General features: G+C 67.0%; 19 protein-coding genes and 1 pseudogene. 18 read left to right on the top strand and 2 right to left on the bottom strand.

Going from position 1 to position 23923, the window contains the following annotated elements:
- Positions 1–1723: pseudogene (locus tag PMN64_RS32920) on the bottom strand (hypothetical protein); the annotation flags it as partial.
- Between the two features lie 151 nt (positions 1724–1874).
- On the opposite strand from PMN64_RS32920, the gene PMN64_RS32915 reads away from it, so the two are divergent.
- Positions 1875–2060 (top strand): hypothetical protein, encoded by a 186-nt coding sequence (locus tag PMN64_RS32915; RefSeq protein WP_411783700.1) that lies wholly within the window; start codon positions 1875–1877, stop codon positions 2058–2060.
- Between the two features lie 82 nt (positions 2061–2142).
- Here PMN64_RS32915 and PMN64_RS32910 read toward each other — a convergent pair whose 3' ends face one another.
- Entirely contained in the window at positions 2143–4167 is a 2025-nt protein-coding gene (locus PMN64_RS32910) for an autotransporter assembly complex protein TamA (RefSeq protein WP_411783699.1), read from the bottom strand.
- Between the two features lie 803 nt (positions 4168–4970).
- Here PMN64_RS32910 and PMN64_RS32905 point away from each other — a divergent pair.
- The 17 genes from PMN64_RS32905 to PMN64_RS32825 all read left to right on the top strand — a co-directional run.
- A complete protein-coding gene (locus PMN64_RS32905) occupies positions 4971–6221 on the top strand; it encodes an ABC transporter substrate-binding protein (protein ID WP_028338495.1) in 1251 nt (416 codons plus the stop codon).
- Between the two features lie 136 nt (positions 6222–6357).
- The gene (locus tag PMN64_RS32900; protein ID WP_016847806.1) at positions 6358–7176 is read left to right on the top strand and encodes a helix-turn-helix transcriptional regulator; all 819 of its coding nucleotides are present in this window, start codon (positions 6358–6360) and stop codon (positions 7174–7176) included.
- A gap of 120 nt (positions 7177–7296) precedes the next feature.
- Positions 7297–8307 (top strand): branched-chain amino acid ABC transporter permease, encoded by a 1011-nt coding sequence (locus tag PMN64_RS32895; protein ID WP_028338494.1) that lies wholly within the window; start codon positions 7297–7299, stop codon positions 8305–8307.
- A gap of 3 nt (positions 8308–8310) precedes the next feature.
- Positions 8311–9396, top strand: coding sequence for a branched-chain amino acid ABC transporter permease (locus PMN64_RS32890; RefSeq protein WP_411783698.1), 1086 nt, complete (start codon positions 8311–8313; stop codon positions 9394–9396).
- Entirely contained in the window at positions 9389–10171 is a 783-nt protein-coding gene (locus PMN64_RS32885) for an ABC transporter ATP-binding protein (RefSeq protein WP_411783697.1), read from the top strand. The genes PMN64_RS32890 and PMN64_RS32885 overlap by 8 nt, the downstream gene beginning before the upstream one ends.
- A complete protein-coding gene (locus tag PMN64_RS32880; protein ID WP_411783696.1) occupies positions 10164–12374 on the top strand; it encodes an ABC transporter permease in 2211 nt (736 codons plus the stop codon). The genes PMN64_RS32885 and PMN64_RS32880 overlap by 8 nt, the downstream gene beginning before the upstream one ends.
- Before the next feature lie 3 nt (positions 12375–12377).
- The gene (locus PMN64_RS32875) at positions 12378–13211 is read left to right on the top strand and encodes a phosphoenolpyruvate hydrolase family protein (protein WP_028338490.1); all 834 of its coding nucleotides are present in this window, start codon (positions 12378–12380) and stop codon (positions 13209–13211) included.
- A 24-nt stretch (positions 13212–13235) separates the two neighbouring features.
- Positions 13236–16130: a flotillin domain-containing protein gene (locus PMN64_RS32870; RefSeq protein ID WP_411783695.1), complete on the top strand. Its 2895-nt coding sequence runs from the start codon at positions 13236–13238 to the stop codon at positions 16128–16130.
- A gap of 9 nt (positions 16131–16139) precedes the next feature.
- A complete protein-coding gene (locus PMN64_RS32865; RefSeq protein ID WP_411783694.1) occupies positions 16140–16577 on the top strand; it encodes an SRPBCC family protein in 438 nt (145 codons plus the stop codon).
- A gap of 215 nt (positions 16578–16792) precedes the next feature.
- The gene (locus PMN64_RS32860) at positions 16793–17236 is read left to right on the top strand and encodes an SRPBCC family protein (protein ID WP_050387585.1); all 444 of its coding nucleotides are present in this window, start codon (positions 16793–16795) and stop codon (positions 17234–17236) included.
- A 15-nt stretch (positions 17237–17251) separates the two neighbouring features.
- A complete protein-coding gene (locus PMN64_RS32855; protein WP_411783693.1) occupies positions 17252–18070 on the top strand; it encodes an FAD binding domain-containing protein in 819 nt (272 codons plus the stop codon).
- Between the two features lie 6 nt (positions 18071–18076).
- Positions 18077–18556, top strand: coding sequence for a (2Fe-2S)-binding protein (locus PMN64_RS32850; RefSeq protein ID WP_018273433.1), 480 nt, complete (start codon positions 18077–18079; stop codon positions 18554–18556).
- 12 nt (positions 18557–18568) lie between these two features.
- Complete coding sequence (locus PMN64_RS32845) at positions 18569–20161, top strand: xanthine dehydrogenase family protein molybdopterin-binding subunit (protein WP_411783692.1); 1593 nt, start codon at positions 18569–18571, stop codon at positions 20159–20161.
- Positions 20162–20163: 2 nt separating this feature from the next.
- The gene (locus tag PMN64_RS32840; RefSeq protein ID WP_279708375.1) at positions 20164–21186 is read left to right on the top strand and encodes a xanthine dehydrogenase family protein molybdopterin-binding subunit; all 1023 of its coding nucleotides are present in this window, start codon (positions 20164–20166) and stop codon (positions 21184–21186) included.
- A 9-nt stretch (positions 21187–21195) separates the two neighbouring features.
- Positions 21196–22077, top strand: coding sequence for an AAA family ATPase (locus PMN64_RS32835; RefSeq protein WP_137481531.1), 882 nt, complete (start codon positions 21196–21198; stop codon positions 22075–22077).
- Complete coding sequence (locus PMN64_RS32830; RefSeq protein WP_411783691.1) at positions 22074–23192, top strand: vWA domain-containing protein; 1119 nt, start codon at positions 22074–22076, stop codon at positions 23190–23192. The genes PMN64_RS32835 and PMN64_RS32830 overlap by 4 nt, the downstream gene beginning before the upstream one ends.
- A partial coding sequence (locus PMN64_RS32825; protein WP_411783690.1) for an amidohydrolase family protein occupies positions 23189–23923 on the top strand: 735 nt, incomplete at its 3' end. The genes PMN64_RS32830 and PMN64_RS32825, both read left to right, overlap by 4 nt.

Here is a 23923-nt window from a genome sequence, read left to right as displayed (position 1 = left end):
CCTTCAGGGATACCGACCCGATCGCAATGTCGATGGTCTTTGCGTGCCATCCGGCAAAGGCGGGAGCTGCGCGATCGTCGGGCCCCGACGATCGACGGCTCACCTGAACAATCCCGCGCGCCGGCTTGCCGTCGACGGAGCCGTCGAGCCTGGCCTCGACAGCACAGACTCCATTGATGTCGTTGACCGTCGCGGCGAGCGCCAGATGCGGAATCGGGCGCCGCATGGCGGTGGCGCGATCCACCGAGGCCGCGAACGAAACGCCGGGATGCGTGAGCCCGCCGGTCAGGCCGACGTCGAGAGCTCCCGCACCGGTGAGGCGCGCATCGGCCGCCGAGAGATCCGGCAGGTCCACACGCGCCGACAGGTCGCTCGAGTCGCGCGTCACTGTTCCTTTGGCGCGAATCGCAACATGGGCACCATCGATCGACGCGCCGCGGACCGTGTAAGTGTCGCGGCCATCGCCAGAGATGTCGGCTGCGAGTGCGAGCCGCGCCCCCGCGAGCCCGTCGAGCGCCGCAAGTCCCGTCGCAAGCTTCTCGCCGGCACCTGACATCCTGATATCAAAGCTGCCACGCTGGAGGTCCGAATCGAGGTCGAGGCCGAACGCCACCGAGCCCGCAAGCCTCAGCCCGGCAAGGTCGGCAAGGGCGCCGAGGTCGGGCACGGTTCCGGTTGCCCGGCCATTCAGGCGATCGGCGCTGACGTCGCCTGTATAGCTTGCCTGGACCGTTGATGTGCCGATCTCGAGACGCTCGATCCTGGCGCGGCCGCCCAGGTCCGTATCGCCGTGGAGCACGAGCGACGCCGTGTTGCCGATCGCGGCCGCCAAACTCGCGTCGCGTGGCGCGATGCCGGAAGCGCGCAGGTTCGCGTCAAGGATGATGCGCGTTGCGGGATCGCCGGCCTCGGCACGAGGAACGGCCGTGATCGAAGCATCAAGCGTCTCGACGTCTCCGTCCGGCAGATGAGCACCGGACAGCGCGAGCTTGACCGATGCTGTGGGAGCCTTGATTGGGCCGTTGACGCGGCTGTCGAAGACGAGACTGCGGATCGAGCCTTGGTCAGTCTCGGTCACGTCGCCGTTGCTCGGCAAGGCGCGGATGGAAGCCGCGAAATCCACGACCTTGTCGGCTCCGAGCAGACCTTTCGCGTCGAGCCGCGCGAGACGGCTCGTAAGCGTCAGCACGTCCAGGGCGACGCTGCCGTCGTCACCGAAATGCGTCGCACTGTCGAGATTGGTTTCACCGGCGAAGACCGGCGCAGCGATCGCCGGCAACAACGGTTCGAGATGGCTGGCAAGGCGCGTTGCGAGCACTCGGCCCGCCCCGTTTCGGTCAAGCGTAATCGTGCCGGTCGCATCGATCGTCGGGCCGGCCTGCAACTTCAGGGCACCACGAAAGCTGTCGAGCGTGCCCTTGCCGCCCAATGCGAATGTGACGGGCGGCTCGCCCGGCAGATGGCCGAGCTTCGACATGAGCCCGTGGGCTGGCTCGTCGAGCGTGACGTCGAGGGTAAGCGCATTTCCCTGCGGAACGTAGGCGAGAGCGGCCTTGAAGTGGCCCGGGAAATCCTTGCGGGTGGCATCGAGGTTGAAGACGAGCCCTTCCGAGGGCGAGCCGAGCTCGGTATTGCCTGTCGCCGCGACACTCAAAGCTTCACCCAGAATCGACTGTCCCAGCGTCAAGGCCCGCAGATCGAAAGCCTTCACCTGCACCTTCACCGGAAGGTCGGGCAGGATCGGCTGATCGGAATCGGCGGCAGGCTGGTCGGACGGAAGCGGTTTTCGCTTGATCTCAAGCGTGCCGATCTCGAGGCGGTCGATTTCCAGCCGCCCCAGCAATAGTGCGCTGCGTCGCCAGACGAGGCGCGCCTTGTCGAGCGTCAGCCAGACGCCGTCCTTGTCGGTGATGCTAACGTCGCGGACCGTGGCATCCGAGGACAGCACACCATCGACGGCGCCGACATGGACCTGGGTCGCCGGCGTCGAGAGCGTCCGCGAGACAAGACTGGCCAGCACATCCTGCTGGTTCTCGCCGTTCCCGCCCGCCATTCCGTAGAGAACGGCACCGAGCACCGCGGCAGCGATGAGGCTCATGGCCGCGACGGCGGAACCGATTATGAACAGCCGTCGGATGCGCATCAGAAGGCCTGCCCAATGCTGACATAGATCGCGTAACGGCTGTCGCCGGGGCGAGGATTCAGCGGTGTCGCAACGTCAAGGCGGATCGGGCCGACTGGCGTGAGATAACGCAAGCCGAGTCCCGCGCCGTAGCCCACATAGTCGTCGAAGCCCGGCAGGGACGATCGGGAGGCGGTGCCAAAGTCGAAGAATGGCACGAGACCGATGGTGGGCGTGATCCTGACCCGCACCTCGGCGGAGCCCTCGATCAGGCCGCGACCACCGGTGATTTGACCGAACATCATCGGCGAAATGGTGTTGAAGCCGTAACCGCGCACGGATCCGCCGCCGCCGGCGAAGAAGCGATGTGCATCCGGAATCTGGTCGAGCGGCGCGCCCGCAAGCGAGCCTGCGGCCAACCGACCCGCCAGAACGTAGTCGGCCTGCTCGTCGAGCGCATAGTAGGCGGAGCCCGCAACCCGCGCTTCGAACAGATCGATCGTGGAACCCATCAGCTTCGGATAGGCATTGACGGTCGCCGAGAGGCGCACACCGCGGGTGGGGTCGAGCGGATTGTCTGTCGTGTCGTAGCGGCCGGTCGCCGTGAAGCCGATCAGTGTCGCATCGACCCGCCCCAGCACGTCCTGCGATTTCGATTGCTCGACCTGAAGACCGGCCTGCAGCGAAGCCGCCTCCGAAAAGCGATGGATCACGCCGAACGTGCCGCGCACCGTGTCGTCAGTGTAACCGCCGAGGTCGTTGTTGCCGACGCGCTCGCGGAACGCAGTGGCCTCGATCAGAAGATCGTTGGCCGTACCGAACAAGCCTGGCTTGATGAAGGTGCCGGTAAACCGTGCGCCGAAATCCGAGCCGCGCAGATTATTGAAGCCGGTGAAGGACGTGCCGTCGATCCGTTGCAGGAGCGAGGCGGATGCTTCGAGCCTCAGGCGCTCGCCGCCGCCGAATATGTTCCGATCCTCGTAATAGCCTGCAATGCCGGGACCATCGACGGTGGAATATTTTGCCGAGAGGCCGACCGCGTGCCTGGGCCTTTCCGTCAAATCGATGAAGACCGGCAGGTTGCCGTTGCCATCGAGCTTGTCGGCCTCGCGGACGCGAATTCCCCCGATGGCCGGGATCTTTGCAATCGAGGTTTTCGCCAAGGCGAGCCGCTCCGGCGAATAGGGCTCGCCTTCCCTCAGGTAGACGTGCGTGGCCACCACTCGCGGATCGACATCTCCGCCCGAGATCGTCACGGCGCCGATGCCGGCCTTGGGGCCCGCTTCGACCCGCAACCGAAAGTCCATCGCGGCGGCGCCATGATCGACGGTGGCCTTGACGTCGGCGACCTTCGCGAGCGGATGTCCGTTGCTGCGGAACCAGTCGATGAGCTTCACCTGCGCGGCGCGCAGGTCGGCAGAGATCGCGGGATCACCGGACTTCAGCGCAAACGCGCGGCGCGGCAATCCCTGCGGCGCTTGGTCGCGCGGATAGTCTACATCAACGGCGCGCAGCTTGAACAACGGACCAAGTCGCGCGATGACCTTGATGGGCACAACGGTCCGATTGCGAAAGCTGTCGGCCCGACGCGCTGCCGCGGCAAGCCCAGTCTCGTCGAGGGAGATTGGAACTCCATCTATCGTCACATCGATCTGGGCGTTGTAGCGGCCAAGCCCCCAAAGGGCATCGAGCAGCGGGTTGATATCTGCCTGCAGCCGGCGCGCGAGACCTTCCCCGTCCGGCGGCGGTTCCTGTCGAAGGCGATAGGTGCCGGCGGCATCGCGCAATGCCTGCTCGGCGTCGCTATCGTTCTTGCCCTCCGGCGTCTTGGCTTCGATCTCAAACCGATAGGACAGCGTCGTGGCGCTAACCGGCGGCGGATCGTCGGAACCGAACAGACCAAAGAAGTCGAGCGCGTGAGCCTGCTCGCACAGCGAGCAACCGACGACAGCGACGCACGCCGAACGCAGAACGCGTCGCGCTGCAGCGATGAAATACTTTCGCCTTGCCCGCCCCGGCAAGGACGGCAGGCATCGTCGCACCACGATTTGCTTGATTGTTCCGCTCCGCCTGCCTGTTGACACGACCCGAGTCCGTGCACCTCGGGTTCCGGCGATCCCCTGTCTCCGCGTTCAACAGGCACCACACGCGAAGTTGATAGACTCATGATGGACAATGTTTGGCAAAGGCAAGGGAACCTCGATGTTCGTCGCAGTTATCCAATCTCCGATGCGCGCCACCATCGGTTCCGGCAACCACATCTTGCGAACATTCATGTCGCGAGAATGCGGACGTATGACTCAGCGGATGTATGACCCAAAAATCGAGCCACACACTCAGTGTCGTCCCGGGCTTGACCCGGGACCCATAACCACAAATGACAGCAGTTGCGCGACGCTGGGGCCGCAGCACCCTTCAACAACACAACCGTGTGGTTATGGGTCCCTGCTTTCGCAGGGACGACGGGTGGAGGGGGCGCCCCTACCAACTCCGTCACCGTCATCCCAAGGTACGAGCGGAGCGAGCCTCGGGATGACGGAGCCAAGAGCAGCGCGTACTGAACGAGAACAAATCACATCATCCCTGCTTTCGTGCGCAATCACGCACTAGGCAGGGACGACATCAAATATCAATCGCCTCACTCTCTTCCCCGGTTGCAGCTCCGCGACATTGCGCCGCGAGCCGCGCTGCGGCGCAACAATCAAAATGAGACTGCCCGTTAAGCCACCCCGCGCCGACGACATCCGCGCCGCGCCCGCCTTCGGCTAGCTTTGCCCGCAACAACCGGCGCCTATCCGGCCTTCGCACGCCAAGTGGACGCCGGCGACAACACAGAGGGAGGAGCGCGATGTTGAAAGGCAGTTTGGGACTGATTGCGTTGAGCAGCCTGTTGCTTTCGGGCACGGCGTTCGCTCAGGAGAAGATCAAGGTCGGCGTCACCGCGACGCTCGAGGGCACCTACACGGTGCTCGGCGAGGACGGCATGCGCGGTCACCAGACGGCGCTCAACGTGCTCGGCAAGAAGATCGGCGACAAGGAGCTCGAATTTGTCGTCGCCTCGACCGACGCGACGCCCGACTCCGCGGTGCGCGCGGTGCGCAAGCTGATCGAGCAGGACAAGGTGCAGATCCTGCTGTCGCCGCTATCCGGCGACGAAGGCATCGCGGTCAAGAACTTCGCCAAGACCCATCCGGAGCTGACCTTCGTCAACGCCGCCTCCGGCGCGCAGGAGACGACCTATGTCGATCCGGCGCCGAACTTCTTCCGCTACAACATGGACGGCGCGCAGTGGCAGGTCGGCCTCGGCAAATACGCCTACGAGACCAAGGGCTATCGCAAGATCGCGACCGTCGGCGAGGACTACTCCTTCATCTACACCCAGGTGTTTGGCCTGGTGCTCGAGTTCTGCGGCGCCGGCGGCCAGGTCACCAACCGGCAATGGGTGCCGCTCGGCACCAAGGACTTTGCCTCGGTGATCGCCGCGCTGCCTGACGATGTCGACGCGATCTATCTCGGCCTCGGCGGCGCCGATGCCGTCAACTTCCTCAACCAGTATCAGCAGGCCGGCGGCAAGGCGCATCTGATGGGCGGCTCGATCATGATCGACCAGACCATCCTGTCGTCGAAGGGCAACGCCAAGAACGCGTTGATCGGCACCATCGCCGCGAGCGGCCAGGCCGATACCTGGGAGGATCCGGGCTGGCAGAAATTCGTGAAGGCCTATCAGGATGCCTTCCCGCCGGCCAAACGCTTCCCGAGCCCGTCGCTGCTCGCGACCAACTATTACGGCTCGACCATGGCGCTGATCCTGGCGCTGCGCCAGGTCAATGGCGATCTCTCCAACAACCAGGCCAAGCTCAAGGACGCGCTGGCGAAGATCGAGATCGACGCGCCGAACGGCAAGATCAAGCTCGATTCCAACCGCCAGGCAATCGGCACCAATTTCGTCACCGAGGTGGTCGATGATGGCAAGGGTGCGCTGTTCAGCAAGGTCGTCAAGGTGATCCCGAACGTCAACCAGACGCTGGGCTACGATCCGGCGGTGTTCGCCAAGATCGGCCTGCCGAGCCGCACGGTCCCGGAGTGCAAGAAGTACTGACGTATTTGTTGCAGTGCAGGCACGGCGGCCATGACGAGGCGTGCGGTTGCATGATGTGCCCTGCTCGCCCTTGCTTTCCGCGGGCGGATGTTGAACGCTTGTCGAAAAGACAAGAACATCCCGCGGGAGGGGAGGCATGAGCAGAGCGCTTGCCGTCTTCCACGGCCGGTTCGGTCGCGCGACGGTCTATCAGTTGAACCGTCCCTTCAACGTGCATGCGCACCGCGAAGGGCATCTGATCTTTCATGTCGGCGGAACGCCGGCGCAGATCGACGTCTCGGAGCAACGGCTGCTGCTCAAGGACGATACCGTGGTCGCGGTCAACCCGTGGGAACCGCACAATTTTCTGCCGACCGACATGGACCACGGCGCGATCTTCTTCGTGCTCTATGTCAACGCCGAATGGTTCGCGCCGCAGCCCGCGACGGCACAGGGCCTGCGGTTCGGCCGCACCTTCTTTCCGCGCACCGAAGCGCTCGACCGGCTGATCCGCCGCACCGCAGCACTGGTGTGCGGCGCGCCGTCGCTGCGCAGCCTCGATTGCGAGCTCCGGCAGCTGATCGACTCCTGCTACGAGGAGAGCTGGCAGGCGGCGCAGGACGCGCGCGCGGCGGCCGCGGTGACCGATTTCCGCGTCCGCAAATCGATCAAGCTGATGTCGGAAAGCCCCGGCGCCGAGATCGAGCTCGATGCGATCGCGCGCGAGGCCGGGCTGTCGCGGCCGCATTTCTACCGGCTGTTCCGCACCCAGACCGGCGTCACCCCTCACCTCTACATGAACACGCTGATCATGGAGCAGGCGCTGGACGCGCTGGTGGCGACCGAGACGCCGATCGCCGATATCGGCTTCGACCTCGGCTTCTCCTCGCAGAGCGGCTTCACCCGCTTCTTCGCCGCCAATGTCGGCATGGCGCCGACCGACTATCGCCGCGCCGCCAAGGTGTTGCGGCCGTGAACGAGTTCCGGAGCACACGATAAAAGATACTGTCGATCAAATCCTGAGCTTTCGCCCTCGGTAGGATACCGGACACGCGGCCCGGCAGACGGTCGCGACCACTGAGGGAACGCGACGGAGATGGCCAGGTTCATCGAACGCCATCCGGCCTGGGCGCTGATCGTGATCATCGCGGTCGCGGTGCTCGCGTGGCTGGTGTTCGCGATCTGGCCGCCGGGGCTGGAGGCCGCGATCGGCCGCAAGCGCGTATTCCTGAACGCGGTGCTGAACGGCATCACGCTCGGCGGGCTGTATTTCCTCGTGGCGAGCGGCTTCACACTGATCTTCGGCCTGATGCGCAACGTCAACCTCGCGCACGGCTCGCTCTATCTGTTCGGCGGCTATGTCGGCTACGCGATCAGCAGCTGGACCGGGTCGTGGCTCCTCAGCTTCATCGTCGCCTTCATCGCGGTGGCACTGGTCGGCGTGATCCTGCAACTCGTGGTGTTCCGACGCATGGAGGGTCAGGACCTCAGACAGACCATGGTAACGATCGGGCTCTCGATCGTGTTCGCCGACCTGATGCTCTGGGTGTTCGGTGGCGACTTCTACCAGGTTCAGACCCCGAGCTGGCTGATCGGCCCGATCCAACTGCCGCTGCTGACCGCGATCAAATCATCGGGCGAGCCGGTCTATCTGCAATACCCGCTGGTGCGGCTGGTGATCTTCGCGGCCTCCGTCGTGATCGGGATCGCGATGTGGCTGGCGCTCAACCGCACGCGGATCGGCATGATCGTGCGCGCCGGCGTCGACGACCGCGACATCCTGGCCGCGACCGGCGTGCGGATCCAGCTGGTGTTCGTGCTGGTGTTCGCGCTCGGCGCGGGCCTTGCCGGCATTGCCGGCGTGGTCGGCGGCACCTTCCAGTCGCTGTCGCCGGGCGAGGATACGCGGTTCCTGCTCGCTTCCCTCGTCGTCGTGATCGTCGGCGGCATGGGCTCGATCCCGGGAGCGGCGCTCGGCGCCGTCATCATCGGCCTCGCCGAGCAGCTCGGCTCGGTCTACATCCCGACCTACGCCATCGTCGTCACCTTCCTGATCATGGTGCTGGTGCTGGCGCTGCGGCCGCAGGGCCTGCTCGCGAGGCGATGACCGATGTCGCTGCTCCAGAGCACCCAGTTCCGCCCCGATCCATCCGCCGACGCGACCCGACGCGCCTGGGTCCGTGCCTGGCCGGAATTCCAGAATCCGGCGGCCTGGCTGGTCGCCTTGATCCTCGTGATCATGCCGCTGATCGCCAACGGCTTCTTCCTGATCGAGATCTTCGCCACCACGCTGATCCTCGGCATCATCGCGCTCAGCCTGATGTTCCTCGCCGGCTATGGCGGCATGGTCAGCCTGATGCAGCTCACCATCGCGGGCTTCGCCGGCTACATGGTCGCGGTGTTCGGCATGAGCGGCAACGCCAATATCAGCCTCGGCTGGCCGTGGTGGCTGGCAACCCCGATGGCGCTGGCGCTGGCGACGCTGTTCGGCACGCTCGGCGGCGCGCTCGCGGTGCGCACCGAGGGCATCTACACCATCATGATCACGCTCGCGATCGGCGCGGCGTTCTACTACTTCACCAACCAGAACTGGGCGATCTTCAACGGCCATACCGGCATCAACACCGTCGCGACGCCGCATTTCTGGGGCGTCGACTGGCGCGCCGATATCGCCTTCTACTATGTCACGCTCGGCGTCGCCGCGATCTGCTACTTCGCCGTCCAGTATGTCTCGCGCGCGCCGTTCGGCCTCGCGCTGCAGGGTGTCCGCGACAATTCCCGCCGCATGGCGGCGCTCGGCTTCAACCCCAATGCGCATCGCATCGCGGCCTACGCCTTCGCGGCCTTCATCGCCGCGCTCGGCGGCGTGCTGCAGGTCTGGAACTACCGGCAGATCTCGCCCGGCTCGGTCAGCGTCGGCGCCTGCATCGACGTCCTGATCATCGCCGTGGTCGGCGGCATCACGCGGCCGATCGGACCCTTCATCGGCGCGCTGATCTTCGTGCTGCTGCGGACCTTCGCGCTCGACGTGCTGATCAAGTTCGGCCTCGACGGCAACCGCTTCCGACTGCTGATCGGTCTCGGCTTCCTCGCCATCGTGTTCTGGTCGTCCGACGGCGTGATCGGCCTCTGGGAACGCTGGCGGCGGCGCAATGCATCCTCGACCCAACGTTCAGGCGGAGGCCGCCATGGATAGCGTCGCGCAGCGGCTGTCCGTGGTCGGCGCCGGCGCGGCGCTCGAGCTGCGCGGCGTGACGCGGCTGTTCGGCGCGCTGGCGGCGCTGACCGACGTCACCATCACGGTGCGGCCCGGCGAACGCCGCGCGGTGCTCGGCTCGAACGGCGCCGGCAAGACCACGCTGTTCAACTGCATCACCGGCGACTTTCCGCCCTCATCAGGCACGATCCGCTTCTTCGGCGAGGACATCACCCAGTTCCCGCCCTATGAGCGGATCCGCCGGGGCTTACGCCGCACCTACCAGATCTCGGCACTGTTCCCCGGCCTCACCGTGCAGGACAATGTCTACCTCGCCTGCCGCGGCGTCTCGCGCGGCCGGTTCTCGTTCCTGCGCCCGGGGCAGAACGATGCGCTGATGCACGCGACGGAAACGCTGGTCCAGGCGGTGCACCTCAGCGGCGTGAAGGACCAGCGCGTCGCCGAGCTCGCGCATGGCCAGCAGCGCCAGCTCGAGATCGCGCTGGCGCTGGCCGGCGCGCCGCGCTTCATCCTGTTCGACGAGCCGGCGGCGGGGCTGTCGCCGACCGAGCGGCGCGAGCTGATCGAGATCCTGACCTCGCTGCCGGCCCATATCGGCTACATCATCATCGAGCACGACATGGACGTCGCGCTGCGCGTCGTCGAGAGCGTGACGATGATGCACAACGGCCGCATCTTCAAGGAAGGCCTGCCGCGCGAGATCGAATCCGATCCCGAGGTGCAGGGGCTTTATCTCGGAGGCGGCCATGAATGACCGCCGCGCCGTGCCCGCGCTCGAGGTGAAAGGCCTCGACGTCTATTATGGCCATTCGCATGCGCTGCAGGGCGTCGATCTCACGCTCGAGTCCGGCGTGTTCTCGGTGGTCGGCCGCAACGGCATGGGCAAGACCACGCTGTGCAAGGCGATCATGGGCCTCGTGCGTGCCAGCGGCGGCTCGATCCGGATCCGCGGCGAGGAGGTCACGCGGCTCAATCCGGCGCGGATCGCCCGGCTCGGCGTCGGCTATGTGCCGCAGGGCCGCCGCCTGTGGCGCTCGCTGACCGTCGACGAGCACCTGGCGCTTGCCGGCGGGCTGCGCCGGGGCGCCTGGACCATCGAGCGGATTTACGACACCTTCCCGCGCCTCGCCGAGCGCAAGAGCAATGGCGGCAACCAGCTGTCCGGCGGCGAGCAGCAGATGCTCGCGATCGCGCGCGCGCTGCTGACCAATCCGCATCTCTTGATCATGGACGAGCCAACCGAAGGCCTCGCGCCCGTGATCGTCGCCCAGGTCGAGGACATGCTGCTGCGCCTCGGCGACGAGGGCGATATCTCCATCCTGGTCATCGAGCAGAACATCGGCGTCGCGACGGCGGTGTCGCGCAACGTCGCCATCATGGTCAATGGCCGCATCAACCGCATCATCGATTCCGTGCGCCTTGCAACCGACCGCGAGCTGCAGCAGCGGTTGCTGGGTGTCGGCACCCATGGCGCCGATGAGACCGACGCCGAGCCAGCGCCGGCGAAGGCTGAAACGGCCGGTGCCCCGCAGCCGGAACGCAAGGGGCCGACCCGCATCTACGTCTCCAATCCCGTACTGCCGACACGCTGGTCGCAGCCGGTACCGATCGCGCGCATCGAGGCCGCCGCCCGGACGCAATCCGCTGCCGTCACGCGTCTCGAGGAAACAAGTCGCTCGCGGCGCGAACCGGCGACGTCCAGAACGTCGGGGCCACCCGTCGTGCTGGTCGTCGGCACGCTGGACACCAAGGGCGCAGAGCTGCGCTTCATCCGCGATATCATCGCCGGCAGCGGCCTGCGCACCCGACTGGTCGACGTCTCGACCAGCGGCAAAGCGGCGAGCTGCGACGTCACTGCGCAGGAGATCGCACTGAACCACAGCCGCGGCGGCTCCGGCGTGTTCGGCGCCGATCGCGGCGCCTCGGTGACGGCGATGGCGGACGCCTTCGAGCGGTGGCTGCGCCGCCAGGGCAATATCGCCGGGATCATCTCCGCGGGCGGCTCCGGCGGCGCGTCGCTGGTCGCGCCGGGCATGCGCGCGCTGCCGGTCGGCGTCCCTAAGCTGATCATCTCCTCGGTCGCGTCCGGCGACGTCGGTCCCTATGTCGGTCCCGCCGACATCACCATGATGTATTCGGTGACCGACGTGCAGGGTCTCAACTCGATCTCACGCACGGTACTCGGCAACGGCGCGAATGCGCTGGTCGGCATGGTCAAGGCGCGGCTCGATGAACAGGCCGGCAAGCAGCGCGATGCAGGCGCGAGCCTTCCGGCGATCGGCATCACCATGTTCGGCGTCACCACGCCGGCCGTGCAGAAGATCGCAGCCGACCTGCGCGAGGATTTCGAGTGCCTCGTCTTCCACGCCACCGGCGTCGGCGGCCGCTCGATGGAGAAGCTCGTCGAGTCCGGCCAACTCGCCGGCGTGATCGACCTCACCACGACCGAGGTCTGCGACCTCCTGATGGGCGGCGTGTTCCCGGCGACCGAGGATCGCTTCGGCGCCATCATCCGCAGCCGCGTGCCCTATGTCGGCTCGGTCGGCGCGCTCGACATGGTGAACTTCGGCGCACCCGACACGATCCCGGAGCGCTATCGGCAGCGCAAACTCCACATCCACAATCCGCAGGTCACCTTGATGCGGACCACGCCGGATGAGAACGAGCGCATGGGCCGCTGGATCGGCGAACGACTCAACCAGATGGACGGGCCGGTGCGCTTCTTCCTGGCCGAAGGCGGCGTCTCCGCACTCGATGCACCCGGCCAGCCGTTCTGGGACCCGGAGGCCGATGCGGCGTTGTTCCGCGCGCTGGAGCGCACCGTGCGCCAGACCGGCAACCGGCAGATCATCCGCATCAAGCGCAACATCAACGATCCCGAGTTCACCGCCGCCATCGTCAACGCGTTCCGCCCGTTGCTCGGACGCGCCGGTGGCCGGCGGAGAGTGGCGAGGTGACCCATGGCCAGGTTTGAACGCACGGCGCTGTTGAAGAAGTTTCACGCCATGATCGCACGCGGCGAGCCGATCGTCGGCGGCGGCGCCGGCACGGGACTGTCGGCAAAATGCGAGGAGGCCGGCGGCGTCGACCTGATCGTGATCTACAATTCCGGCCGCTACCGCATGGCCGGCCGCGGCTCGCTCGCCGGCCTGATGCCCTATGGCGATGCCAACGCGATCGTCGTCGAGATGGCCGGCGAGGTGCTGCCGGTCGTGACCAAGACGCCGGTGCTCGCCGGCGTGAACGGCACCGATCCGTTCCGCGACATGGATGTGTTCCTCGACCAGCTCAAGGCCCTCGGCTTTGCCGGCGTGCAGAACTTCCCGACCGTCGGCCTGATCGACGGCACCTTCCGCGCCAACCTCGAAGAGACCGGAATGTCCTATGCGCTCGAGATCGACATGATCGCGAAGGCGCATGAGAAGAACATGCTGACCACGCCCTATGTGTTCAGCGAGCAGGAGGCCGCCGCGATGGCAATCGCCGGCGCCGACATCATCGTCTGCCATATGGGCCTGACCACCGGCGGCACGATCGGCGCGCAGACCGCGCCAAAGCTCGCCGACTGCCCTGCCCGCATCGAGGCCTGGGCCGAGGCCGCGCTCAGCGTCAATTCGAACATCATCGTGCTCGCGCATGGCGGTCCGATCGCGGACCCCGCCGATGCCGATTTCATCATGAAGCAGACCCGCAACTGCCACGGCTTCTACGGCGCCTCCTCGATGGAACGCCTGCCGGTCGAGCGGGCGCTGACGGATCAGGTTCGCAAATTCAAGGCGATCGGCGCGCGCTAGCCGCCGTGACCAAGGGAGGAAGAGATGTCGGGGATGCTGGTCGGTGAATTGATCCTCTGGCTCATCGTCGCAATCGTCGCGATCGTCATCATCGTCTATGTCGTGAACTGGCTGTATCACCGTTCGTCGAAGGAGGTCTCCTTCGTCCGCACCGGTTTCCTCGGCGAACGCGTGGTGATCAATGGCGGCGCCTTCGTGCTGCCCTTCATCCACGACTACACGCCTGTCAACATGAACGTGCTGCCGATGGGGATCGTGCGCTCCAGGCAGGACGCCGTGATCACCCGCGACCGCATGCGCGTCGACATCGAGGCGGATTTCTACGTCCGGGTTCAGCCGACCCGCGAGGCGGTCTCGATCGCCGCTGCCACGCTCGGCCGCCGCACCATGGAGCCGCAGCAGCTGCACACCCTGCTCTCCGGCAAGTTCATCTCCGCGATCCGCTCGGTCGCCTCCGAGATGACGATGGAGCAGATGCACGAGCAGCGCGGCGACTATGTCGCCCGCGTCAAGGCCAATGCCGCCGAAGCGCTGGCGCAAAACGGCCTCGAGCTGGAGTCGGTCGCTATCACCGATCTCGACCAGACCGACCTCGAATACTTCAATCCCTCGAACCGCTTCGACGCCGAAGGCTTGACCCGCCTGATGGAGGACATCGAGGCCAAGCGCAAGCTGCGCAACGACATCGAGCAGGACTCGATGATCAAGATCCGCTCCCGCAATCTCGAGGCCGAGCGCCAGGCGCTGGAGATCGAGCGCGAGAGCGAGACCGCCCGTCTCGAGCAGGAACGCGACATCGAGATGCGCCGCGCCCTGCAGCGCACCGAGGTCGCCCGTGAGCGCGCCTTGCGCGAGACTGAGTCGGAGCAGGCCCAGATTGCGGCGCGCGAAGCCATCGAGAAAGCGCGGATCGCCAACGAGCAGGCGATCACCGAAGCCCGGATCGCCTCGGAGCGCGAGACCCGGCACAAGGAGATCGAGCGGACCCGCGCGGTCGAGGAGAAGGAACTGCTGGCCCGCGAGGAGATCGAGAAGGTCCGGATCGCCAACCAGCGCTCGGTCGACACCACGCGCATCGCCTCCGAGCGCGAGGTTCGCCAACGCGAGATCGAGCGGATGCGCACGGTCGAGGAAGCCGAGATCGCCGCCCGCGAAGCGATCGAGAAGGCGCGGATCCAGCAGGATCGCGTCGTCACCGACGCCCGCATCGCCAATGAGGAAGAGACCCGCCGGCGCGAGATCGAGCGCACCCGCGCGGTCGACGAGGCCGAGATCGCCGCCCGCGAGGCCACCGAGAAGGCGCGCATCGCCCAGACCATGACGGTCAATGTCGAGCGCATCTCGTCCGACGAGCGCACCCGGGCGCTGGAAATCCACCAGGTCCGCACCATCCAGGAGGCCGAGATCGAGGCGCAGAAGGCGGTCGAGGCCGCCCGCATTGCCCGCGAGAAGACGCTGGCCGCCGAGCGCATCGCCGCCGACCACACCACGCGCAAGCTCGAGATCGAGCGCAACCAGGCGGTCGAGATCGCCGGGATCAGTGCCCGCGAAGCCACCGAAGCGTCGCGGATCGCTCAGGAAGAGCACGTCCGGGCACTTGAGATCGCGCGCACCCGTGCGATCGAGGAAGCCGATATCGCCTCCCGCGAGGCGATCGAGGCGGCGCGCATCTCGCAGGAGAAGTCGGTCGCCGCGCAGCGCATCCGCTCCGAGCGCGAGACCCGCGCGCTCGAGATCGAGCGCACCGGGGCGATCGAGGCCGCCGAGCTGAAGCGCCGCGACGCGGTCGAGCGGCAGCGCATCGATGTCGAGCTGACGCTGGAGAGCGAACGGATCGCCTCCTCCAGAACCCGCGAGGTGCTCAACATCGACCAGAAGAAGGCGATCGAGCTCGCCGACGAGGAGCGCGTGATCGCGCTCGCCGCCAAGCGCTCCGAGCGGATCGATGCCGACCGGCAGGTCCGGCAGGCCGAGATTGTGGCGCGCAAGGACATCGACACCACCGACGTCTCGCGCGAGCAGGCGCTGGAGGCGGCCCGGATCGAGCGGCGCCGTGCGATCGAGCAGCTCGAGGTCGCCCGCAACCAGTCGCTGCAGGAGGCCGAGATTGTCGCCCGCGAGGAGGTCGAGCGCGCACGGATTGCGTCGGACCGTGGCCTCGACGAGGCCCGCATCGGCCGCGAGCGCGAGCTGCGCAAGCTGGAGGTCAACCGCGAGAAGGACGTCGAGACCGCGCTGATGGAAAAGGCCATCGCACTGCATCAGAAATCGCTGGAAGAATCCGCGGCGCGCGCCGCCGCCGAGGACGCGCGGGTCCGCGCGACGGAAGCGGCCGAGCGCGTCGTCACCGCGCGCGAAAGCGAGATCGCGAAGCGGCGCAAGACGGTCGAGGTGCTGCTGGCCGAGAAGCAGGCCGAGGAGACACGGATCGCCGCGGAAGCCGAACGCGTCCGCGCCGCGGTCGAGGCCGAGGCGCAGCGCCTGCTCAACGAGGCCGAGAACGTGCTCACCGACCAGGCGCGCTACTCGCTGTTCCGCCGCAAGCTGCTCGACCGCATCGAGGGCATCGTGCGCGAGAGCGTCAAGCCGATGGAGAAGATCGAAGGCATCCGCATCCTCCAGGTCGACGGCCTCAACGGCAATGGCCATGGCAACGGCACCGGCCGCAGCGCCACCGACGAGGTGATCGACTCGGCGCTGCGCTACCGCGTGCAGGCGCCGCTGATCGACTCGATCCTGTCGGATATCGGCGTCGAGGGCGGCAGCCTCGCCAAGATGCCCGGCCTGATCCGCGAAGCCCGCGACATGCAAGGCATCAAGGACTCCGCGCGCAAGAGCGGTGGCGATGCCAAGCCGGCAGCGCCCGAGGGCGGCGGCGAGCCGGCGCGCCCCGAGCGCACGCCGCGCAAGAAGGACTGAGCTGAAGCCATGGCACGGGTTTACGTCTCCACCGTCGTCAACGCCCGCAACGACCGGGTCTGGGCCCGCGTCCGCGATTTCAACGGGCTGCCGAACTGGCATCCCGCGATCGCGGAAAGCCGGATCGAGGGCGGCGAGCCCTCCGACAAGATCGGCTGCGTCAGGGATTTCCGGCTGCGCAACGGCGATCGCATCCGCGAGAAGCTGCTCGGGCTGTCCGACTACGACATGTTCTGCACCTATTCGATCCTGGAATCGCCGATGGGCGTCGAGAACTACGTCGCGACACTGCGGCTCACGCCGGTCACCGACGGCGACCAGACCTTTCTGGAATGGACCGCCGAATTCGACTGCGCGCCGGAACGCGAGACGGAGCTCGTCAACAATATCGGCAGCGGCGTGTTCCAGGGTGGCTTCGACGCGCTGAAGCGGGCGTTCGGGGGATAGCGAATGCATAGATCAGATATCTCCGAACAGACGGTCTACCTCTCCCCTTGCGGGAGAGGTCGGATCGCATCGCAAGATGCGATCCGGGTGAGGGGTCGCGGACCCTCGTGGGACCTGCGCCCCCTCACCCGGCGCTACGCGCCGACCTCTCCCCGCTGGGGAGAGGTAAGGCAAGCGGCTCGAGACATCAAAACCGCAGATATTGGATTTTGACTGTGCCGCATATCGTCAAGAGCACGATCCTGGATGCACCGACCGATGCGGTGTGGGCCGTGCTGCGCGATTTCAACGGTCATGACCGATGGCATCCTGCGGTCGCAACCAGCGGCATCGAACGCGCACAGCCGTCCGACAAGATCGGCTGCGTCAGGCGCTTCAAGCTCAAGGACGGCGCCGAGCTGCGCGAGCAACTGCTGGCGCTGTCCGACCTTGAACAATCGTTCAGCTACTGCCTGCTCGATACGCCGATCCCGATGTTCAACTACGTCGCGCATGTCCGCCTGCTGCCAGTCACCGACGGCGACCGCACCTTTTGGCATTGGGAGTCGCGCTTCACGACGCGGACCGAAGACAGCGAGCGCATCACGCAGATGGTTTCGGAAGACATCTACCAGGCCGGCTTCGACGCCATCCGCCGGCATCTGAAGGAGGCCGCGTAAGCGGAGAACGACATCATGCCAGTCACGGTGAAGACCTTCACCAGCACCCATGACGCCGCGGCGGCGCTGTCCTCGGATCGCAGCGCCCGCTATCTCGGCGGCGGCACGCTGGTGATGCGGGCGCTGAACGAGGGCGACGTCTCGATCTCGACCATCGTGCGCGCCAGCGACCATGCGATGACACGGATCGATGCCACGGGCTCGCGCATCACGCTGGGTGCCGGCGTCACCTTCGCGCGCATCCTGGCCGAACGCGACCTCGCCTTCCTGCACGCCCCGGCTCGCTCGATCGGCGGACCGGCGGTGCGCAACATGGGCACCGTCGGCGGCAATCTGTTCGCGCCGGTGCCATATGGCGACTTCACGGTCGCGATGCTCGCGCTTGATGCCACAGTGTCCGTCCAAGGCGGCCTCGGCGGGCGCGATATCCCGATCGAAGAGTTCCTGCAATCGCGCGACCGGCAGGCCGGATCGCTGGTGCTGGCGATCTCCTTTGCCAGGCCCGGCGGCACTGAGGCCTTCCGCTACCGCAAGATCGCGCGGATCAAGCCCAAGGGCGGCGCGGTGGTCACGCTCGCGGCGCACCTGCCGGTCAACGGCAGCCGCATCGTCGGCGCCCGCGTCGCGCTGGGCTCGATGGCGCCGACGCCGATCCGCGCCCGCGCCGCGGAGCGCGCGCTGGAAGGCCGCGCGCTCGATTTGTCCACGATCAGCGCGGCTGCTGCGGCAGCGGTCGAAGGAACGTCGCCCGGCGATAATGCGCTTGCCAGCGCCTGGTATCGCCGCGAGATCGTCGGCGTGCATCTACGTCGTCTGTTGTCCGGTCAGGAATAAATCGTGATGGCCAAGACTGCCCTTCAATTCCAGCATAACGGCCGTGACGTCGCGATCTTCGTCGATGGCGGCACCAACCTGCTGGTCGCGCTGCGCGAGCTGATCGGCGACATGACGCCGAAGTTCGGCTGCGGCCAGGGCGGCTGCGGCACCTGCAGCGTGCTGATCGACGGCGAATTGCATCTCTCCTGTCTGACGCTCGCCGAAACGGTCGCCGGCCGCTCGGTCGAGACGCTCGACGGCATCAAGGACGGCCCCAACCTGCACCCGCTGCAGCGTGCCTTTGCCGACAATTTCGCCGCGCAGTGCGGTTATTGCACGCCAGGGATGCTGATGGCCGCGAAGGCGCTGCTCGACCGCAATCCGCAGCCGAGCCGCGCCGAGGTCGTCGAGGCGATCTCCGGCAACATCTGCCGCTGCACCGGCTATGAGCCGATCATCAACGCCGTTTTGGCCGCCGCATCCGGCGGCCGGGCTCGCGCGTAAGGGAACAGTGCCATGCTGGAACTGCGCAAGGACATCTTCGCCGACGAGCGCGACGACAATCTGAAGGAGATCGGCAAAGGCACGCAGCGCCAGGACATGCTCGGCCATGTCACCGGTACCTCGCCCTATTTCGACGATCACAAGCTGCAGGGCATGCTGCATTTGAAAGTGGTCCGCAGCGCCCATCCGCATGCCCGGCTGCGCCGCATCGACACGTCCGAGGCTGAACGGTCGCAGGGGGTCCAGCGCGTGATCCGCGCCTCCGACGTGCCGCGCAATCTGAACACGCTGCTCAGCCTGATCAATTTCGGCAAGGACGACGAGCCGTCGCTCGCGGTCGACAAGGTGCGGTACAAGGGCGAGCCGATCGTTGCGATCGTCGCCGACAGCCCGCGCGAGGCCTATGAAGCCATCGCCAAGGTGAAGATCGATTATGAACCGCTGCCGGCGGTGTTCGATGTCGAGGACGCGCTGAAACCCGGTGCGCCCGTGGTCAACGAGGTCTATCCCAAGAACGCCTTCACCTATCACGAGACCTACGATCACCAGCAGCTGCGCTTCGGCGATGCCGACCGCGCACTTGCGACGGCCGACCATGTGCTGGAGCAGCGCTACCAGATGTCGCCGATCGAGCACGCGCCGACCGAGACCAACGGCTCGATCGCAGCGCCCGATACCAACGGCCGCTACATCGTCTACACTTCGACGCAGGCGCTGTTCTTCTCGGTCGATACCTGCGCGAAGATCCTCGACGTGCCCTCGAACACCTTCCACTTCATCGGCGGCACGGTCGGCGGCGGGTTCGGCGGCAAGGTCGATACCCTGACCGAGCCGCTCTGCATCCTCGGCGCGATGCTGACCGGGCGCCCGGTGCGCTATCTGTTCGGACGCGAGGAGGAGATGCAGTACGGGCCGCCGCGCGGCGCCGAGCGCATCTACATCAAGGACGGCGTGATGCGCGACGGCCGCATCGTCGCCCGCAAGGTGCGCGCCTATTTCGACAGCGGCGCCTATACGCGGCTGTCGAGCTATGCGGCGGTGAAATGCGCCGCCCATCTGCCCGGCCCCTACACGATCCCGAACGTTCATGGCGACGTCTATTGCGTCTTCACCAATCGGACGCCCGCGACCGCGATGCGCGGCTTCGGCGTCACGGCGATGGATTTCGCCATCGAATGCCAGATGGACAAGCTCGCCCATCTGGTCGGCATGGACCCGATGGAGTTCCGGATCCTCAATGCGTATCGCGACGGCGACATGAAGGCGCACCGCCGCGAGGCCAAGAACACCGCGCTGATCGAATGCGTGCAGGTTGCCGCGGAGAAAGCCAAATGGCCGCTCCGCGAAGACTTCAAGCGGATGTCGTCGCGCAAGGATGGTGGCGGCGCCCGCGCCGCCGTGACGTCGACCCCGCGCGAGCCGCATGCGCCGCCGGCCGCACCGTCCCAGCAGCGCACGACGTATGACCGCGCCCCGGCCGCGACCCGCGAGCCGCCGCCACCGCCGCCCTCTTCGCCGCCACCGTCGTCTCCGCCGCCACGGCCGGCCGCGCCGTCGCATGGCGCCACCCGCTTCTCTTCCGTCTTCGGCACCAGGAGGCGCTGACCATGACCCGGCACCGTGGACGCGGCATCGCGTCGGTCAATTATCCCATCGGCATGAATCTCGGCGGCGATCCGAGCCAGGCGCTGGTGCATTCCAACCCGAGCGGCAAGTTCACCGTGGCGCTGTCGTCGATCGATCTCGGCCAGGGCATGAAGTCGGTGACGCGCCAGATCTGTGCCGAGACGCTCGGGGTGCCGGTCGAGGACGTCTATGTCGATACTGCCGACTCCGACACCGGCCCGCACTGCATGGGCTCGTTCGCCTCGCGCGGCACGCACCGCGTCGGCAACGCCGTGATGGCCGCGGCGCGGGAAGCGCGCGGCGTGATGATGGAGGCGGCTGCCGAGGAGCTGGAAGTAAACGCCGCCGACCTCGATACCGACGGCCGCGGCAACATCCACGTCAAGGGCGCGCCGCATCGCTCGATCTCTACCAAGGACGTCGCGATCGCCGCGCAGTTCAAGCAGGGCAAGACGATCTCCGGCCGCGGCATCTTCCTGGTGCCGCTGTCGGACGTCGATCCCGAGACCGGCGAGATGTCGCCGGCGACATGCTACGCGCATGCCTGCCTCGTCGCCGAGGTCGAGGTCGACGATGAGACCGGCGAGGTCGACATGGTCCGGATGGACTCCGCCTATGAGCTCGGCCGCGCGCTCAATCCGCGGCTGGTCGAGCAGCAGTTGGTCGGCGGCGCCTGGATGGGCGTCAGCCACGCGCTCTACGAAACGCCGGAGCCCTATTATCCGGAGCCGGTGCACGGTCCGCGCGACTTCGTCGAATATCTGATGCCGGGTCCGGGCGACATCTGCCCGCACGACATCGCAGTGCTGGAGCGCCCGGCGCCCGACGGTCCGTTCGGCGCCAAGGGACCGGGCGAGATGTGCGCCAATCCGGTGCTGCCTGCGGTCGCCAACGCGATCTTCAACGCGGTCGGGGTGCGGATCGACGATCTGCCGATCACGCCGGAGAAGGTGCTGCGCGCGATCAAGGCGCAGGGCGGCGCGCGGCCGCAGCCGCGGCGCTGAGGTCTCGCCATGCCGGTCCGCAGCAACATCGTCGGCATCGACAGCCCCGAGGCGCTGGAGAAGGCGCTGCGCGCGGCCTACTACCTCGCCGACGACGGCATCGCGACGGCCTCCTATCTCTCGCTGGCGCTCGGCAAGCCGTTGTTGCTCGAGGGCGCGCCGGGTGTCGGCAAGACCGAGGCCGCGAAAGCAATCGCCGCCGTGCTCGGCCGCAAGCTGATCCGTCTGCAATGTTATGAGGGCATCGACGCTGCGGCTGCGCTCTACGAGTGGAACTATCCGCGCCAGATGCTGGCGATCCGGCAGGCCGGCGAGGAGAGCATCGACATCTATGGCGACGCCTTCCTGATCGAGCGCCCGATGCTGGCCGCGCTGCGCGCGCCTGATGCGACGGTGCTGCTGATCGACGAAATCGACCGCGCCGATCAGGAGTTCGAGGCCTTCCTGCTCGAATTCCTCTCCGACTTCCAGATCTCGATCCCCGAGCGCGGCACGGTGCGCGCTGCCGAACATCCCGTCGTGGTGCTGACCTCGAACCGGACGCGCGATCTGCACGAGGCGCTGCGGCGGCGCTGCGTCTATCACTGGATCGATTATCCGAATGCCGAGCGCGAGGCGCGCATCGTGATGATGCGGGCGTCCAGCGTGGCCGAGGCCACCGCCCGCGCGGTGGTCGCCGCCGTCGGCCGGTTGCGCCGCGAGCCGCTGAGCAAGGCCCCGGGGATCGCCGAGGCGGTCGACTGGGCGGAGGCCGCGACCTTGCTCAACAAGGGCGGCGCGCGCTGGCCGGATGCGTTCAAGCGTTCGATCGGCGTCGCGCTGAAGGACGAGGAGGATCTGCATTTCATCTCACCCCGGCTCGATGCGATCATTGCGGAGGCGGCCGCGTGAGCGATGACCTCAAGCTGCCGCGCGCGGCGCAGACATTCGTGTCCTTTGTGGCACTGCTGCGCGCCAACGGCTTCGCGGTCGCGCTGGAGCAGACGACGAGCTTCCTCGCGGCGATCGAGCTGCTCGGGCCGCGCAATCTCGAGCACATCCGCCAGGCCGGGCTCGCGACGCTGGCGCCGCCGCCGGAGCGCCGCGCGACGTATGACCGGCTGTTCGACATCCACTTCCGCGGCGCCGAGGCGATCGAGCAGGCCGAGGGCGAGGACGAGGAGACCGTCCGCCTGCAGGAGGAAGGCCGCGGCGAGGACGAGCCGCCGCTCGCCGACGAGGCCAATGAGTCCGGCCTCGCCGCAGCGCGCGCCGAGGCATTGGTCGAGCGCCGCTTTGCACAGGCCGCGACCAGCGATCCGCTGCGAAAACTGTCGCGTGAGGCGGCAAAGCGGCTGCCGCGAAGGCGCGGCCACCGGCGCCATCGCGCACGGAGCGGCCCGTTCGCCGATCTGCGCCGCACGCTGCGCGACAGCGTGCGCAATGACGGCGAGGTGCTGCGGCTCGGGCGGATGCGCCGCCGCCAGCGCGCGCGCAAGATCCTGTTCCTGATCGACGTCTCCGGCTCGATGAAGGCGCGCACCGAGGAGAACATGAAGCTCGCGCATGTGCTGGTGCAGGCGGCCGGCAATGTCGAGGTCTTCACCTTCGGCACAAGACTGACCCGCGTCACGCCGGCGCTGCGGCTGAAGCGGCGCGAGCAGGCGCTGAACGCGGCCTCCTTCCTGGTCAGCGACTGGGACGGCGGCACCCGAATCGGCGACGCGCTGCAGGCCTTCCTCGCCGTGCCCCGGTTCGGCGGATATGCCGGCGGCGCCGCGGTCGTGATCGTCTCCGACGGCCTGGAACGCGGCGATCCGGCTGCGCTGCGCGATGCCGTGGCAAAACTGGCGCGGCGGGCCTGGCGCGTCAGCTGGCTGACGCCGCTCGCAACCTCGCCCGGCTTCACGCCGCAAACCGAGGCGCTGATCGCGATCCAGCGCTTTGTCGACGATCTCGTGGACGGCGGATCCAGCGCGGCTGTTGTCGCGCATCTGCTGTCGCTTGGAACAAGGAGAGCCGCGTGACTGGCATTGTCGACGGGCATCATCACATCTGGCGGCAGGCCGATCTCGCCTGGCTGTCCGGCCCGATGCAGCCGCGCATCTTCGGCCCCTACGAGCCGATCCGCCGTGACTATCCGATCGGGGAATATCTCGACGACCTCAAGGGCACCGGCGTCACCCGCTCGGTCTATGTCCAGACCAACTGGCCGACCGGCCGGTTCGAGGACGAGGCGGCCTGGGTGCAGCAGACCGGGGACCGGCACGGCTGGCCGCACGCCCTCGTCGCCTATGCCGATTTTTCCGTCGCCGACGTCCGGCCGCAGCTCGATCGGTTGAAGCGCTACCCGCTGGTGCGCGGCGTGCGCATGCAGCTGCACTGGCACGAAAATCCGCTCTATCGCTTCGCCGCCCGTGCCGATCTCTGCACCGATCCCGTGATCCGGCGCAATGTCGGCCACCTCGCCGACTATGGCTGGAGTTTTGACCTGCAGGTGTTCGCGCCGCAGATGGCCGATGCGGCCGGCCTCGCGGAGGCCTGCCCTGACGTGACGTTCATCCTGCAGCATGCCGGCATGCTCGAGGATCTGTCGCCGCAGGGCCGCGCCGCCTGGCGCACCGGAATGACGCGGCTCGCGCGATGCCCGAACGTGGTGTCGAAGCTGTCCGGGCTCGGCACCTTCATTCATCGCAACGATGCCGCGCATATCGCAGGCGTGATGACCGACACCGTCGCGATCTTCGGCGCGGAGCGC

Origin of the sequence: Bradyrhizobium sp. UFLA01-814 (assembly GCF_046718885.1) — a bacterium.
In the GTDB taxonomy this organism is placed as follows: domain Bacteria; phylum Pseudomonadota; class Alphaproteobacteria; order Rhizobiales; family Xanthobacteraceae; genus Bradyrhizobium; species Bradyrhizobium elkanii.
The sequence above is the reverse complement of the archived record's forward strand: the minus strand, read 5'-3'. Positions and strand labels throughout refer to the sequence as shown.

Bases quoted from the DNA above. Each gene is read 5' to 3' on its own strand.
- PMN64_RS32905 (WP_028338495.1), top strand. From the start codon at position 4,971: ATGTTGAAAGGCAGTTTGGGACTGATTGCGTTGAGCAGCCTGTTGCTT.
- PMN64_RS32900 (WP_016847806.1), top strand. From the start codon at position 6,358: ATGAGCAGAGCGCTTGCCGTCTTCCACGGCCGGTTCGGTCGCGCGACG.
- PMN64_RS32895 (WP_028338494.1), top strand. From the start codon at position 7,297: ATGGCCAGGTTCATCGAACGCCATCCGGCCTGGGCGCTGATCGTGATC.
- PMN64_RS32890 (WP_411783698.1), top strand. From the start codon at position 8,311: ATGTCGCTGCTCCAGAGCACCCAGTTCCGCCCCGATCCATCCGCCGAC.
- PMN64_RS32885 (WP_411783697.1), top strand. From the start codon at position 9,389: ATGGATAGCGTCGCGCAGCGGCTGTCCGTGGTCGGCGCCGGCGCGGCG.
- PMN64_RS32880 (WP_411783696.1), top strand. From the start codon at position 10,164: ATGAATGACCGCCGCGCCGTGCCCGCGCTCGAGGTGAAAGGCCTCGAC.
- PMN64_RS32875 (WP_028338490.1), top strand. From the start codon at position 12,378: ATGGCCAGGTTTGAACGCACGGCGCTGTTGAAGAAGTTTCACGCCATG.
- PMN64_RS32870 (WP_411783695.1), top strand. From the start codon at position 13,236: ATGTCGGGGATGCTGGTCGGTGAATTGATCCTCTGGCTCATCGTCGCA.
- PMN64_RS32865 (WP_411783694.1), top strand. From the start codon at position 16,140: ATGGCACGGGTTTACGTCTCCACCGTCGTCAACGCCCGCAACGACCGG.
- PMN64_RS32855 (WP_411783693.1), top strand. From the start codon at position 17,252: ATGCCAGTCACGGTGAAGACCTTCACCAGCACCCATGACGCCGCGGCG.
- PMN64_RS32850 (WP_018273433.1), top strand. From the start codon at position 18,077: ATGGCCAAGACTGCCCTTCAATTCCAGCATAACGGCCGTGACGTCGCG.
- PMN64_RS32845 (WP_411783692.1), top strand. From the start codon at position 18,569: ATGCTGGAACTGCGCAAGGACATCTTCGCCGACGAGCGCGACGACAAT.
- PMN64_RS32840 (WP_279708375.1), top strand. From the start codon at position 20,164: ATGACCCGGCACCGTGGACGCGGCATCGCGTCGGTCAATTATCCCATC.
- PMN64_RS32835 (WP_137481531.1), top strand. From the start codon at position 21,196: ATGCCGGTCCGCAGCAACATCGTCGGCATCGACAGCCCCGAGGCGCTG.